A 14,201-nucleotide genomic window follows, 5' to 3' on the forward strand; every position below is an offset into this window, starting at 1 on the left:
CCGCACTTCCCGTACGTCGCCGCGGTCCGGAAGCGAGACTCCTCGGGCCACCGACGGACGAGGACGGGTACGCAACCTGCGGACACCCGTGCACAACCTGCGGACACGCGTGCACAACCTGCGGACACGCCGGGGGGTTCAGGCCTCGCCGAGGGTCTTCTTCAACGCCTTGTTCGCCTTGCGGGCCATGTCCTTCACCGCTTCCCGGCGTTCGGCGTCGGCCTCGTAGGCCTCCCTGCGGTCACGGACCACACGGGCGGGCGAGCCGACCGCGATGCCGTAGTCGGCGATGTCGCCGCGCACCACGGCGTGTGCCCCCAGCACGCAGCCTCGACCCACACGGGTCCCCCGCAGCACCGACACCTTCGTGCCGATCCAGGTGTCCGGTCCGATCCGCACCGGCGACTTCACGATGCCCTGGTCCTTGATCGGCACCGTGATGTCGGTGGTGATGTGGTCGAAGTCGCAGATGTAGACCCAGTCGGCGATGAGCGTGGCGGCGCCGATCTCGATGTCGAGGTAGCCGTTCACCACGTTCTGCCGACCGAACACGACCTTGTCGCCGATGCGCAGGGACCCCTCGTGGCAGCGGATGGCGTTGCCGTCACCGATGTGGACCCAGCGCCCGATCTCCATGCGGCCGTAGCCGGGGCGGCAGTGGATCTCAACGTTCCGGCCGAGGAACACCATCCCGCGCAACACGATGTGCGGGTTCGCCAGGCGGAACTTCAGCAGTCGCCAGTACCGCACCAGGTACCAGGGGGTGAAGGCCCGGTTGCGCCACACCCAGCGCAGCGACTCGGCCGTCAGGAACCGTGCCTGCCGGGGATCACGTCGGCTCCGGCGCCACGCCCGGAACCGCGACAGCACGGGAGCACCCCACATCGACGTCATGAGGGTGACCGTAACGTGTGCCGCGTAGCCGGGAACGAGGGAGTGCGACTGTGGGGACGAAACTCATCATCGATACCGATCCGGGTGTGGACGACGCCTTCGCGATCGCACTGGCGGCCCTGAGCGAGGACGTCGACCTGCTCGGCGTGACCACGGTCTTCGGCAACGTGGGCATCGAGGCCACCACGCGCAACGCGCAGCGTGTCCTCGCGCTGTGCAAACGCGGTGACGTGCCGGTGGCAAAGGGCGCCGCCCGCCCACTCGTCCACGTCCACCCGCACCAGGCGCGATACGTCCACGGGACGGACGGACTGTCGGGTCGCTCGGCGGCGCTGCCGGAGGCGGAGCGCCCCGTCGAACCCGGCGGTGCCGTGTGGCTGCTGTCGCGGCTGCTGGAGGCCTCCGACGAGCCGGTGACCATCGCACCCATCGGGCCGCTGACGAACATCGCGACGCTGCTGAGCGCCCGCCCCGACCTCCACCACAAGATCGCCAGGATCGTCGTCATGGGCGGCGCGCTGGGGCACGGCAACGCGAGCGCGGCGGCCGAATTCAACATCTGGAGCGACCCCGAGGCGGCACAGCGTGTGCTCGGCGGGGGCGAGGTGCCGTGCGTACTGGTGCCGATGGACCTCACCTACCGCTGCGCGGTCGATCGCGAGTGGTTGGAAACGCTGGCGGCCTCGAATCCCATGGGAGCCGCGCTCACCGCCCTGACGCCCGACTATCTCGCGCACTACCGCAAGGCGCTGGGCTGGGACGGGATGGTGCTCCACGATGCGGTGGCGGTCGCGGAGGCGATCCGACCCGGCATCCTGCGCACCGAGGCGGTCCCCGTGTCCGTGGAGACCTCGTTCGGCCCCGCGCGCGGCGCCACCATCGTGGACCAGCGACGTCCCGAGCTGCGGGAGGAGACGGAAGTGCCCGAGGGAGGGAACACCGTGGACGTGGCGGTGGACACCGACCTGGACGGACTGCGGACGTTCCTCCTGGAACGCCTCACCCTGCGTTGATCTCCACACTCGTCCGGGAGCGAGGTTTGCCTCCCTCTACTTGGGGACAACCTCACGCACCGTGGCCACTGGATGCCTATTCTGTGCTCCATGAGCGCGGGCGAGGAGCCACGGAGCAGAAGGCTGCTGATCGCGGCGGTTTCGGCGGCAGTGGTACTGGTCGGAGTCCTCGTCGTGGGGTTGCCCTTCGCCTCGGACGACGCCGAGGAGCCGGCCGCCGCGCCTTCGCCGACCTCGGCGACGTCGGCGAAGGCACCGGAGCCGACGCCGAGCACCTCTCCGCCCGAGCCCTCCGTCCCCGCGGCCTCGGGACTGAAGTTCGAGGAGTGGGTCGACGACGTGGCCGACTGGCTCGACATCCCCCGCCGCGCGATGTACGCGTACGCGACCGCGACGGTGATCCTCACCGACGAGCAGCCGGAGTGTCACCTGTCGTGGGTCACCCTGGCGGGGATCGGTCGCACCGCCACCGACCACGGCCGGATCGAGGGCGGTGAGGTCACCGAGGACGGCGACATGTCCGAGCCCATCGGGACGATCGAGGTGCGGGACTTCGACGGCAACGTGATCTCCGAACCCGGTGCGGCGGGGCCGCTGCAGCTTTCCCCCGCCGTGTGGGAGGAGTTCAAGGAGAGTCCCACCGGCGAGGAGCCCGACATCCAGAACATCGACGACGCCGCGTTGACGGCGGCGAGGGCCATGTGCGACGGCGGTCGGGATCTCTCCGGTGGGGACAGTTGGCTGGACGGGGTCTCGGTGCTGCTGGACGAACCGTTGTTCCTGCACCGGGTGCTGGCCACGGCCAACGTCTACGGCACCGTGGGCGAGAGTCGCACCAAACCGGACACGGCGGCGTTGAAGGCGGTCACCTTCGCCATCGACAAGATCGGCCTGCCGTACGTGTGGGGCGGCAACGGCACCGAGCACGGCGACGCCGGGTTCGACTGCTCCGGGCTCACCACGGCCGCGTACGCCAGCGCGGGGATCTCCCTCATGCGCACCGCCCACACGCAGTACCACAGCGTGCCGTTGGTCGAGAAGGACGACGAGCTGCGGCTCGGCGACCTGGTCTTCTTCGGCGATCCCGACACCAAGATCCACCACGTGGGCATCTACATCGGCAACGACCAGATGATCGACGCCCCGACGTTCGGCCAGGCCGTGCAGGTGCACAACTACCGCAAGCCCGGAGACGACTACGCGGGTGCGGGCAGGCCCACGGCGGCGTAGGGCGAGTAGTTCCTCGACGCGGGAACTCTGCCGCACATCGTCGACGCCTACTGCGCAACGCGAACGCGGACGCCGAGGACCACGCCGAGGCGACCACACCGCGGAAGGAGTCCGATGACGTCCGGCTCTCAGTCGGGATTCGGCACGAGTTCGGCGAGGAGATCCCGGACCCGGCGGTCGATCTCGTCCCGGATGCGGCGGACGTCGTCGAGCGACTTGTCCGCGGGATCGTCGAGCTGCCAGTCGAGGTAACGCTTGCCGGGGAAGACGGGACAGGCGTCCCCGCAGCCCATAGTGACGACGACGTCCGCGCTCCGAACGTGATCGGTGGTGAGCAGTGTGGGGGACGCCGGGGACAGATCCAGTCCGATCTCACGCATGGCTCGGGCGACAGCGGGGTGGATGGTGTCGGCGGGAGCGGACCCCGCCGAGCGAACGACCACACGACCTCCCGCGTGGTGTTTGAGCAGGGCAGCCGCCATCTGCGACCGCCCGGCGTTGTGGACGCACACGAACAGGATCTCCGGCTTGGCGATCACGACACCTCCGTGTCGAAAGTCGTGCGGTGGCAAGGGGCGGCCGTATCCGCGGTGCTCACGCGGTCTCCCCGGTCGTCAGTACCGCCGACAGCCGAGCGAGAACCTCCGGATGCACTCGGTAGTAGACCCAGGTCCCCCGCCGTTGCCCGGTGATCAACCCGGATTCCCGCAGCACCTTCAGGTGGTGGGAGATCGTGGGTCCGGTGAGGTCGAACGCATCGGTCAGGTCACACACGCACACCTCTCCGCCTACGTGAGAGGCGATCAGTGACAGCAGCCGCAGCCGCACGGGATCGGCCATCGCCTTGAACAGCCGCGACAACTGCACGGCCTGCTCCTCGGTCAGTGGTTCGCGAGCCAAAGGTGCGCAGCAGGCGTCCATCGCCGCCAGCGGCAATTGCTTCGACATGCTTCTATCTTGACATCTTTCTAATCAGAGGTCCAAGCTGAGCATGTCTCTGTTTCGATGAACATCTATTCAAGGAGGAGTCGTGTCTCGTGTTCAGCTCGCGCTGCGAGTCGGTGACCTGCGGGAATCGGTGGAGTTCTACTCGAAACTGTTCGACACCTCGCCCGCGAAGCTTCGCCCCGGTTACGCGAACTTCGCCCTCACTGAGCCGCCCCTGAAGCTCGTCCTGCTCGAAGGAGAGCCCGGCCAGCCGACTGTCATGGACCACCTCGGTGTCGAGGTGGAGTCGACCGAGCAGGTCGAGCAGGCCACTCGGCGCCTGACCGACGAGGGAATGCGGACGCTGGTCGAGAACGGCACCACGTGCTGCTACGCACAGCAGGACAAGGTCTGGGTGCGTGGTCCCGGCGAGGAACCGTGGGAGATCTACACCGTCACGGGTGACTCGGCCACTTTCGGTCCCGACCACGGCACCGCCACGACTCCCCAGTCGAACTGCTGCGCCTGACTCGTGGCGACGGGGTCGTGCCGGGGCATGTCGACGCAAGCACCCGGCACGACCCCGTCACGCGCCGACGTACTCCGCGCGATATTGACCGGTGAGGACGATACGAACGAGGTCGGCAGGGGGCCTTCGAAAGACCACCCGACGCCGTCGTAGCCCGCGCCGGGACCGAGAACGACGGACACCGCACCGACGTCCACGGGGATCGAGGAGTTCACGAGCGAGCCCTCACCGGAGCCGGAGACCCCGGTGAACACCGTCAGACGGCGCTTCGGGATCTCGACACTGATGCCGGCGGGATTGTTCACGCGCGCCCTGGGCGCGCGGATTCGATCACGACTGTCGGCGCCGTGCGCCGCGGGTGACCCTGCTCGGTCGCGACGTGCGTTTCCCGGTCGCGGCCGGGCTCACCGCACCTCGAAGACGCGGATCATGTTGCCCGCCGGGTCGCGGAAGGCGCAGTCGCGAACGCCCCACGGCTGGTCGGTCGGCTCCTGGACGACCTCGGCGTCCCCGGACTGCAGTCGCTCGAAGGTGCGGTCGAGGTCTCTGGTGGCCAGGTTGATACCGGCGTAGGTGCCCTTGGCCATCATCTCGGCGATGGTGCGCCGCTCGTCGTCGGTGATACCGGGGTCCGCGGCGGGCGGGTGCAGCACGATGGACGTCTCGGGCTGCTCCGGAGGCCCCACCGTGATCCAGTGCAGGCCCTGGTACTCGACATCGTTGCGGACTTCGAACCCGAGCGTGTCGCGGTAGAAGGCCAGGGAGGCCTCCGGATCGGTGTGGGGCAGGAAGACCTGGTGAATGGTGAGGTCCGTGTCGCTCATGACCGCCACGCTATTGCGCCCCGGTGCTCGACGCTTCTCGATTCCTGATCGGTCTCATGACCCGCTTGGCCACGCACGGCGGCATCCCTTGCGCCTCCCGCGCCGACTCGCGCCGGTAGACGCTGGGTGGAACACCGACGAGCTCGGTGAAGCGGGTGCTGAAGGTGCCTAACGAGGAGCACCCGACCGCGAAGCAGACCTCGGTGACGCTGAGGTCGCCACGACGCAGCAACGCCATCGCGCGCTCGATGCGCCGCGTCATCAGGTACGAGTACGGCGACTCACCGTAGGCGCGTCGGAACTGACGGCTGAGATGCCCTGCCGACATGTTGACGCCGCGGGCCAGTGCCTCGACGTTCAGCGGCCGCGCGTACTCCCGGTCGATCCGGTCGCGCACACGGCGCAGCAGTGCGAGGTCGCGCAGGTACTGCGGCGAAGGCTCGGCCGCTCGTGGTCGGGCGGCCGAGGAAGCGATGTCGGTCACGTCTGGGAGCGTACGGGGAGCCACCGACATTCGGTGCCGAAGAATTGACGAAGACCGACGGCACGCCGGACTGGCGCGTGGTCCGTGGGGCCGCGGTCCGAGCCGAAGCCCACGGCGAGGACCGGGTCGCCGGAACCCGGAGAGCTTGCGCACGTACCGCAGCGTGGCCGCCCGGACGTCGGCGTCGGTGAGGTCGGCGGCGTCACCCCGTCGGTGTTTCCGGTATCCGTTCGGCACGGCAGAGGAACGCCACGGCGGTCCTGCCGATGCGCGTGATGACCACGCTGGCCTCGGTGGTACCGCGAGGCTTGAGCCGGCGTCGCAGCGCGTCCGGGTCGACGTCCACCCCGCGCACGAGGATCTCCAGCCGTCCGACGTCGTGGCGACGCAGCAGCGCCCGCAACGCCTTCTCGCTGTAGCGGCCGGAGTCCAGCACACGGAAGGCCCGCACGCCGGGAGGCGGGGTGTCGCCGGTCAGATAGGCGATGCGGGGATCGAGCTGCCGAAGTCCGTACCGGGCCGCGTAGTGCCGAACGAGCCCGGCCCGCACCACGGCCCCGTCGGGATCGACAAGCCATTCCCCGGCCTCTCCCACCGGCACGTCGTCGGGGTCGGCGTCGGTGATCGACCACGCGCTGCCGTCCGACCGCAACACCGTCGCCCGGCGCGCGGCCGTGGCGAGCTCCTCGCTCAGCAGGCTCGCTTCCCGCACCCGCCCGTCGAGGGAGATGACCTCGATCTCCCTCGCCCACGGCGCGGCCCGCGGATCGAGCCCCGGAGCGCACTTCACCATCAGCGGCTGCCCCGCGTACGCGGCGGCGAGGTCGTCGAGCGCGGGCACGAAGTCCTCCGGCCGCCAGCGCCGTCTCCCCGCCGCGTCCCGACGCGCGGGGTCGGCCACGACGACGGTCCCGCGGCTCACCGGACGCAGCGCGTCCGCGCGCACGAGTGCGGGAGCGACGTCGGAGACCGCGCAGTTGTGCGCCGCCATCGCCAACCGCACCTCGTCCACATCGGAGCCGATGCAGCGCCGCGCCGTCCGGGCCAGCGCGACGAGGTCGGCGCCCACCGAACACGTCACGTCGTGCACGTCCCGCCCCGCGAGCCGCTCCGCGCGGTAGGCGGCCACGGGCGACGCGCTCGCCTGTTGGAGCGCCTCGTCCGTGAACAACCAACGGCCACCGCCGTCCACTTTGGCCTCGGCTTTACGGCGCAGCAGCAAGGTCTCCAGCACCGCGGCGGCGTGCTCCGGGCCGACCAGCCGACGGGCCGCCGCCACGTCGGCCAGTCGGCTCGCCTCCGTCAGCCCGAGGGCGGAGCACGCCTTGAGAGCCTCTCCGCCCTCCCGCGAACGCAGGAACGCGACGTCGCCGAGTGAGAAGGCGTAGGCCACCCGGACCCCTCAGAGCCGCGACGGCGCGGCCGGTTTGATCCCGGTGATCATCACGTTGTAGAACAACTCCCGAGGCAGCACCTTGGACAGCACCTTGCGGTCCAGTGCCGACAGCCGCAGCCACGCGTGGTAGGCGAACAGCCGCCACCGCAACGTCAGCTTCTCCTGCGGCACCGCCGCCTCGAACGTCCGGATCGGCCAGCCGAGCAACGCAGCGGTGAACTCGTCCGTCACCGCGCGCACGTCCACGGCCCCGGCGCCGAGGGCCATCCGTTCCAGCTCGGACGGGTCGAACGTGTGCAGGTCCACGACGGCCTCCAGTGCCGCGGCCCGCGACGACTCGTCGAGCTCCTGCTGCGGCCTCCGCCACTCCCGCAACGGCGGCAGCTTGGTGATGTTGGTGGTCAACCACCAGGTGAGCCTGCCGAGCCTGCGGGCGTAGAAGTCGCCGATCTTCGTCGGCTCGCCCGCGAACACGAACCGGCCGCCCGGCTTGAGCACCCGCAGTACCTCGCGCAGCGCCGCCCGCACATCGGGAATGTGGTGCAGCACCGCGTGCCCCACCACGAGGTCGAAGCTGTTGTCGTCGTACGGGATGCGCTCCGCGTCGGCGACCCGGCCGTCCACGTCGAGCCCGAGGTTGGCCGCGTTGCGCAACGCCACCTGCACCATGCCGGGCGACAGGTCGGTGACCGAGCCCTTTTTGATCACCCCGCCCTGCATGAGGTTGAGCAGGAAGAACCCGGTGCCGCTGCCCAGCTCCATGGCGTGGCCGTAGGGCTGGCCCTGCGTGCCTGCGACGGCGTTGAACACGTCGGTGGCGTAGGAGATGCAGCGCTCGTCGTAGGAGATCGACCACTTCTCGTCGTACGTGCCCGCCTCCCAGTCGTGGTAGAGCACGTTGGCGAGCTTGGGGTCGCGGTAGGCGGCCTCGACCTCCTCGGCGGTGGCGTGGGGGTTCGGGGCCGGGTCCGACACGTTGGTCACGTCACTTCCCCTCGAAGGTGGCCTTGCCGGGGCCGTTCTCGATGAAGGACTGCATCCCGCGCTTCTGGTCCTCGGTCGCCCACAGCGCCGTGAACAGCTCGGTCTCCAGCTTCAGGCCGTTACGCAGGTCGGTGTCCAACCCTCCGTCGATCGCGGCCTTCGCCGCCCGCAGCGCCACCGCCGGGCCGTTGACGAACTGCGACGCCCACCGACGAGCGGCGGCGTACACGTCGTCGGGAGCGACGACCTCGTCCACGAGCCCGATGGCGAGCGCCTCCTCGGCCCCCACGAAGCGGCCGGTGAACACGAGGTCCTTGGCGCGGCTCGGCCCGATGAGCCTGGCGAGCCGCTGCGTACCACCCGCACCGGGGATGATGCCGAGCTGGATCTCCGGCTGCCCCACCTTGACGTTGTCGCCGACGATCCGCCGGTCGGCGGTCAGGGCCAGTTCGAGTCCCCCGCCGAGCGCGTACCCGGTGACGGCGGCGACCGTGGGCTTGGGCAGCTCGGCGATCACGGTCAGGGAGGCCGACAGCGCCCCGCCGAACCGCTGCATCTCGACGTACGACTTCGCCGCCATCTCCTTGATGTCGGCACCGCCCGCGAACGTCTTCTCACCGCCGTAGAGGATGACCGCCCGCACGTCGTCGCGGTCGCCCGCCTCGATCGCGGCCTCCCGCAGCTCCGCCTGCACCTGGTTGTTCAGGGCGTTCACCGGCGGCCGGTCAAGCCGGATCGTGCCGATGCCCTCGTCGACCTCGAGACGGACGAACTCGCCCACGCCTTCCTCCTTCACACTCCGCGATCGGCGTCGATCGCGTTGACGCCTTCTCGCAGGCTACCCGTCGGTAGTACAAATCAGCGACGTCGGGCGAAGAACCTGTCACCCGACCGCTGCAACAGCAGGTCCTGCCCGAAGGCCTTCGACAGGTTCTCGCTGGTCAGCACGTCGTCGATCAGGCCGGACGTCACTTCCCGTCCCTCCGACAGCAGCAGCGCGTGGGTGAACCCCGGCGGGATCTCCTCCACGTGGTGGGTGACCAGCACCATGGCGGGCGCGTCGGGGTCGAGGGCGAGCTCCGACAGCCTGGCGACGAGGTCCTCCCGGCCGCCGAGGTCCAGTCCGGCGGCGGGCTCGTCCAGCAGCAGCATCTCCGGGTCGGTCATCAACGACCTCGCGATGAGCGTTCGCTTGCGCTCGCCCTCGGAGAGCGTTCCGTAGCTGCGATCGGCGAGGTGGGCGATGCCCAGCGTCGTCAGCAGTTCCTCGGCGCGGTCGGTGTCCAGTTCGTCGTACGACTCGCGCCAGCGTCCGAGCACGGCGTACCCAGCGCTGATCACCACGTCACGCACCTTCTCCTCGGGTGGGATCCGGTTGTTGACCGCGGCCGAGGTGAAGCCGATCCGCGTGCGCAACTCGAACACGTCCACCCGGCCGAGCCGCTCACCCAGCACGTGCACCACGCCGGTGGTGGGATGCATCTCCGCCGCCGCGAGCTTGAGCAGCGTGGTCTTGCCCGCGCCGTTCGGCCCGAGCACCACCCACCGTTCGTCGAGCTCCACCGACCAGTTGATGTCGGCGAGAAGGTTGTTACGCCCCCTCCTGACCCCCACACCGGAGGCGTGGATCACGAGATCGGCAAGGTTCTCCGGGACCGCCACGTCATTCACGGGGCTCATTGTCACCGACCGGCCCACGAAGGCAAGAACGCACCCCGTGGGTCTTTTAGGCCAGCACGACCTTGCCCAGCTCGGCGGGACTCGCCAGCAACGGGTGCCTCGGCAGTACCCGCACCGTGTAACCGAGCGAGCCCGCGAACGGCAGTCGCAGCGTGCCCGCGAACTCCCCTCGGCCGCACGGCGACAGCGGCACGGTGACCACGTCGGCGAGGTCGTCGGTGTCCCCGACCCGGCCCACCACGGCCTGGACCTCCACATCGGACTCGTCCAGTTCGGCCAGGTCGACGCGGGCCGTGACGCGCACCGGCGACCCCACCACGAACGCGTCGCCACTGTCGACCGACAGGTCCGTGGACACCACGCGCACCAGCGGCCAGCACGCGTCCACGCGCGCCCGGTAGGCCGCCAGCGAGCGAGCCCCCGCGTAGCCGTCGGCCGTGGCCGCCGCCACCGTCGTGGCCGCCGGCCCGTAGTAGGACTCCACGTACTCCCGCACCATGCGCGACGCCTGCACCCTCGGCCCCAGCGTGCGAAGTGTGTGCCAGATCATGGAGATCCAGCCACGCGGCACACCCGAGGCGTCCCGGTCGTAGAACAACGGAGCCACCTGTTGGCCCAGCAGGTCGTAGAGCGCCGCCGCCTCCAGGTCGTCGCGCAGCAGCGGGTCCGTCACCCCGTCGGCCGTGGGGATGGCCCAGCCGTTACTACCGTCGTAGTACTCGTCCCACCAGCCGTCGCGGATCGACAGGTTCAGGCACCCGTTGAGCGCCGCCTTCATCCCCGAGGTGCCGCACGCCTCCAACGGCCTCGTGGGGGTGTTGAGCCACACGTCGCAGCCCCGGTAGAGATAGCGGGCCATGGACATGCCGTAGTCGGGCAGAAACACCATCCGCTCCCGCACCGCGGGATCGTCCACGAACTTCACGATCTGCTGGATGAGCGCCTTGCCGCCCTCGTCGGCCGGATGCGACTTGCCCGCCACCACGATCTGGATGGGACGGGAGTCGTCGAGCAGCAGGGCCCGCAACCGATCCGGGTCACGCAGCATCAGGGTGAGCCGCTTGTACGTGGGAACCCGCCGCGCGAACCCGACCGTGAGCACGTCGGGGTCGAAGATGCGCTCGGTCCAGCCGAGTTCCAGCGCCGACGCCCCCCGCTGCAACCACGCCTCGCGTGCCCGTCTCCGGACCTCCTCGACGAGGTTGCCGCGGAGTTCGCGGCGCAACGCCCACAACTGTTCGTCCGTGACGTTCGGGTCGATTCCGGACCCGTCGCCGTCGTGACCCCACTCCTCGTCCCTGCCGCCGAGCAACGCGCTCATCTCCCGCGCCACCCAGGTGGGACCGTGGACGCCGTTGGTCACCGACGAGATCGGCACCTCCTCGGTGTCGAAACCCGGCCACAGCTTGGCGAACATGCGCCGCGACACCTTCCCGTGCAGGGCGGAGACGCCGTTGGCGCGTTGGGCGAGCCGCAAGCCCATGTACGCCACGTTGAACCGGCGGGGGTCGTCCTCGGCGCCGAGCGCGAGCACCCGCTCGACGTCCACCCCCGGAAGCAGCCTGCCGTCACCGAAGTAGTGCCTGACGAGGTCCACCTCGAAGCGGTCGAGCCCGGCCGACACCGGGGTGTGCGTGGTGAACACCGTGCCCGCACGCACGGCCGACAATGCCTCGTCGAACGTCAGCTCGCCCGCCGCCAGGACCTCCCTCACCCGTTCCAACCCGAGGAACCCGGCGTGGCCCTCGTTGGTGTGGAACACCTCCGGCTGCGGATGCCCGGTCAGCTCGCAGTAGCGACGCACCGCGCGCATCCCGCCGATCCCGGCGAGGATCTCCTGCCGGATGCGGTGATCGTCGTCGCCTCCGTAGAGGCGGTCGGTGACCCCGCGAAGGTCCTCGTCGTTCTCCTCGACGTCGGTGTCGAGCAACAACAACGGCACCCGCCCGACACGGGCCTGCCAGACCTGCGCCAGCAGGTCGCGACCACCGGGCATCGCCACGCGCACGTGGACCGGCTCGCCGGACGGCTCCGTGAGCAGTTCCAGCGGCAGTCCACTCGGGTCGATCACCGGGTAGTGCTCGACCTGCCAGCCGTCCAGCGACAACGACTGCCGGAAGTAGCCCGCGCGGTACAGCGGTCCCACACCGATCATCGGGACACCGAGATCGGAGGCGGCCTTCAGATGGTCACCGGCCAGCACACCCAGGCCGCCGGAGTAGTTCGGCAGCGCCTCGTGCACCCCGAACTCCATGGAGAAGTACGCCACCGCGCCGGGGAACCGCTCCCCGTCGCCGGCTTGTTCGACCCGCCGTTGGAACCACCGCGGCTCGGTGAGATAGCGCCGCAGGTCTTCACTGGCCTCTCGGGTCCTGGCGAGGAACTCCGGGTCACGCGCGAGCTCGTCCAACCGGGAGGCGGGTACCTCGGCCAGCATGCGCAGGGGATCCCTGACCCTGCGGAACAACGCGTCGTCCATCGACGCGAACAGATCGCGTGTCGGAGGATGCCACGTCCACCGGAGATTGGTGGCCAGCTCGGTGAGTCCCGTCAACTCGTCGGGCACTCGCGCGTGCACGGTGAACCGGCGGACAGCTTTCATGATGATCGACCATATCGCCGGGCCGGGAACGCCGCGCGTGGCCTCACACGGCCGGACGCGTGGTCGGTGCCCGTTACACCCGAGTTGCCCATAGCGCCTCTCTCGGGTTCCCGCGTCCGCTACTGTGCCCGCCATGAAGCACACAGGGGGACGAGGGACGCGGCGCGCCCTGCTGGCCATCGGCGTCGCCGTGACCACACTGACAGCATCGTGCGCCAACGAGGTCGAAGGCGAGCTCCGCAGCGAGGGAGACATCGCGGGCCTGCCGATCACCCACTTCGAAAGCGGTCTGAAGGCCTCCGCGCCGCAACCCCAGCTGAACGTCGAGAACCTGACGCAGTCGGAGGAGGACCGCCTCGCCGTCGCCTCCATCGCGGACGTCTCCGAGTTCTGGCAGGAGCAGTTCCCCAACCACTTCAACGCCGAGTTCCAGCCGGTATCGAAGCTGATGTCCTACGACCCCAACACCGACAACTTCGAGGTGTGCGGGGCCACCGTCGAGGAAGTGGCCATGAACGCGTTCTACTGCCCTTCCGAGGACCTGGTGGCCTGGGACCGGGGCATACTGCTGCCGCTGCTGCGGGAGCGGTTCGGCCCGATGGCCGTGGTCACCGTGCTCGGCCACGAGTTCGGACACGCCGTGCAGTACCGGCTCGGCGAACAGTCCGGCATCGACGAGCAGACGCCCACGATCGTCAAGGAACAGCAGGCCGACTGCTTCACCGGGGCGTACTTCCGGTGGATCGCCGAGGGCCACAGCGAGTACTTCGAGGTCTCCACCTCCGAGGGTTTGAACCAGGTCCTCGCCTCGCTATTCTTCATCCGGGACGCCCCCGGCCACTCGGCCGCAGCCGACGGCGCGCACGGCACGGCGTTCGACCGGACCTACGCGTTCCAGCTCGGTTTCGAGAACGACGCGACGAAGTGCGCGGCCATCGACCTGGCCGACATCGAGTCGCGCATCACGGAGCGTCCGTTCAGCCCCAACGACACGAACGAGGGCGACCTCTCCATCAACGCCGACACGCTGGGGCTGCTCCAGATGAGCCTCGACGACTCGTTCTCGGAGGCCGGGGTGCCGAGCCCGCAGATCGTCGCCGAGGGCGGTAGCTGCCCGAACGGTGCCGCCACCCCGCCCGTGTCCTACTGCCAGGACACCAACACCGTCACCGTCGACATGACCGCCCTGGCGGAACTGGGGCAACCGATCGACCGGGAAGCCGAACTCACCGGCCAGGAGGGCGGCGGACTCGGTGACTTCGCCGCGTTCGCCGAGGTCGTTTCCCGGTACGTGCAGGGCATCCAGGTGGGTCTCGGGATCCCGGTGGACAACGCCAACGCCGGGCTGCGGACCGCCTGCCTCGTGGGCGCCTGGACCGCCGCCATCGACCAGGAAGGCGCGCTGCTGCGCCCGTCGCCGGGCGACCTGGACGAGGCGATCGCCGAGTTGCTGCTGCCCCGCAGTCTCATCGCCGCCGACATCAACGGCCACCCGGCGGTGAACGGTTTCGCGCGGATCGGGGCGCTGCGGCAGGGCTACTTCAACGGCTCGGGAGCGTGCAGCTCGGAGTATCCGTAATGCACTGAACGCCGGCCGCCTCGGGGCGGCCGGCGTTCGGCATCGTGCGGGCGCGAACG

General features: G+C 69.5%; 14 protein-coding genes. 4 read left to right on the top strand and 10 right to left on the bottom strand.

The genetic code is table 11. The features are described 5' to 3' along the window. Positions 1 to 138: 138 nt before the first annotated feature. Entirely contained in the window at positions 139 to 894 is a 756-nt protein-coding gene (locus SACGLDRAFT_RS15595; protein WP_005465802.1) for an acyltransferase, read from the bottom strand. A gap of 50 nt (positions 895 to 944) precedes the next feature. Between SACGLDRAFT_RS15595 and SACGLDRAFT_RS15600 the strand changes: the two genes are divergently transcribed. Continuing rightward, entirely contained in the window at positions 945 to 1,907 is a 963-nt protein-coding gene (locus SACGLDRAFT_RS15600; protein WP_005465803.1) for a nucleoside hydrolase, read from the top strand. Positions 1,908 to 1,997: 90 nt separating this feature from the next. Next, positions 1,998 to 3,137, top strand: coding sequence for a C40 family peptidase (locus SACGLDRAFT_RS15605; protein WP_040919156.1), 1,140 nt, complete (start codon positions 1,998 to 2,000; stop codon positions 3,135 to 3,137). 128 nt (positions 3,138 to 3,265) lie between these two features. On the opposite strand, the gene SACGLDRAFT_RS15610 is transcribed toward SACGLDRAFT_RS15605, so the two are convergent. Next, positions 3,266 to 3,676, bottom strand: a complete 411-nt coding sequence (locus SACGLDRAFT_RS15610; protein WP_005465805.1) for an arsenate reductase ArsC — start codon at positions 3,674 to 3,676, stop codon at positions 3,266 to 3,268. A gap of 55 nt (positions 3,677 to 3,731) precedes the next feature. Further along, the gene (locus SACGLDRAFT_RS15615) at positions 3,732 to 4,085 is read right to left on the bottom strand and encodes an ArsR/SmtB family transcription factor (RefSeq protein WP_005465806.1); all 354 of its coding nucleotides are present in this window, start codon (positions 4,083 to 4,085) and stop codon (positions 3,732 to 3,734) included. 82 nt (positions 4,086 to 4,167) lie between these two features. On the opposite strand from SACGLDRAFT_RS15615, the gene SACGLDRAFT_RS15620 reads away from it, so the two are divergent. Further along, positions 4,168 to 4,593 carry an ArsI/CadI family heavy metal resistance metalloenzyme gene (locus tag SACGLDRAFT_RS15620; protein ID WP_005465807.1) on the top strand — a complete coding sequence of 142 codons (426 nt, stop codon included), beginning with the start codon at positions 4,168 to 4,170 and terminating at the stop codon, positions 4,591 to 4,593. Positions 4,594 to 4,997: 404 nt separating this feature from the next. On the opposite strand, the gene SACGLDRAFT_RS15625 is transcribed toward SACGLDRAFT_RS15620, so the two are convergent. The 7 genes from SACGLDRAFT_RS15625 to glgP form a co-directional block, all read right to left on the bottom strand. Further along, positions 4,998 to 5,417, bottom strand: coding sequence for a VOC family protein (locus tag SACGLDRAFT_RS15625; RefSeq protein WP_005465809.1), 420 nt, complete (start codon positions 5,415 to 5,417; stop codon positions 4,998 to 5,000). A gap of 10 nt (positions 5,418 to 5,427) precedes the next feature. Beyond that, positions 5,428 to 5,931 (bottom strand): helix-turn-helix transcriptional regulator, encoded by a 504-nt coding sequence (locus tag SACGLDRAFT_RS15630; RefSeq protein ID WP_005465810.1) that lies wholly within the window; start codon positions 5,929 to 5,931, stop codon positions 5,428 to 5,430. 172 nt (positions 5,932 to 6,103) lie between these two features. Then, positions 6,104 to 7,294, bottom strand: a complete 1,191-nt coding sequence (locus SACGLDRAFT_RS15635) for a THUMP-like domain-containing protein (protein WP_005465811.1) — start codon at positions 7,292 to 7,294, stop codon at positions 6,104 to 6,106. 9 nt (positions 7,295 to 7,303) lie between these two features. Continuing rightward, positions 7,304 to 8,281: a class I SAM-dependent methyltransferase gene (locus tag SACGLDRAFT_RS15640; protein ID WP_005465812.1), complete on the bottom strand. Its 978-nt coding sequence runs from the start codon at positions 8,279 to 8,281 to the stop codon at positions 7,304 to 7,306. Position 8,282: 1 nt separating this feature from the next. Then, a complete protein-coding gene (locus SACGLDRAFT_RS15645) occupies positions 8,283 to 9,062 on the bottom strand; it encodes an enoyl-CoA hydratase/isomerase family protein (protein WP_005465813.1) in 780 nt (259 codons plus the stop codon). A gap of 77 nt (positions 9,063 to 9,139) precedes the next feature. Further along, entirely contained in the window at positions 9,140 to 9,961 is an 822-nt protein-coding gene (locus tag SACGLDRAFT_RS15650) for an ABC transporter ATP-binding protein (protein ID WP_005465814.1), read from the bottom strand. Positions 9,962 to 10,007: 46 nt separating this feature from the next. After that, positions 10,008 to 12,563 carry an alpha-glucan family phosphorylase gene (gene glgP / locus SACGLDRAFT_RS15655; RefSeq protein WP_005465815.1) on the bottom strand — a complete coding sequence of 852 codons (2,556 nt, stop codon included), beginning with the start codon at positions 12,561 to 12,563 and terminating at the stop codon, positions 10,008 to 10,010. 133 nt (positions 12,564 to 12,696) lie between these two features. Here glgP and SACGLDRAFT_RS15660 point away from each other — a divergent pair, with 133 nt between their 5' ends. Then, positions 12,697 to 14,142 (top strand): neutral zinc metallopeptidase, encoded by a 1,446-nt coding sequence (locus tag SACGLDRAFT_RS15660; protein ID WP_005465816.1) that lies wholly within the window; start codon positions 12,697 to 12,699, stop codon positions 14,140 to 14,142. Positions 14,143 to 14,201: the final 59 nt, after the last annotated feature.

It is taken from the genome of Saccharomonospora glauca K62, from assembly GCF_000243395.2.
GTDB classification, from domain to species: Bacteria; Actinomycetota; Actinomycetes; order Mycobacteriales; family Pseudonocardiaceae; genus Saccharomonospora; species Saccharomonospora glauca.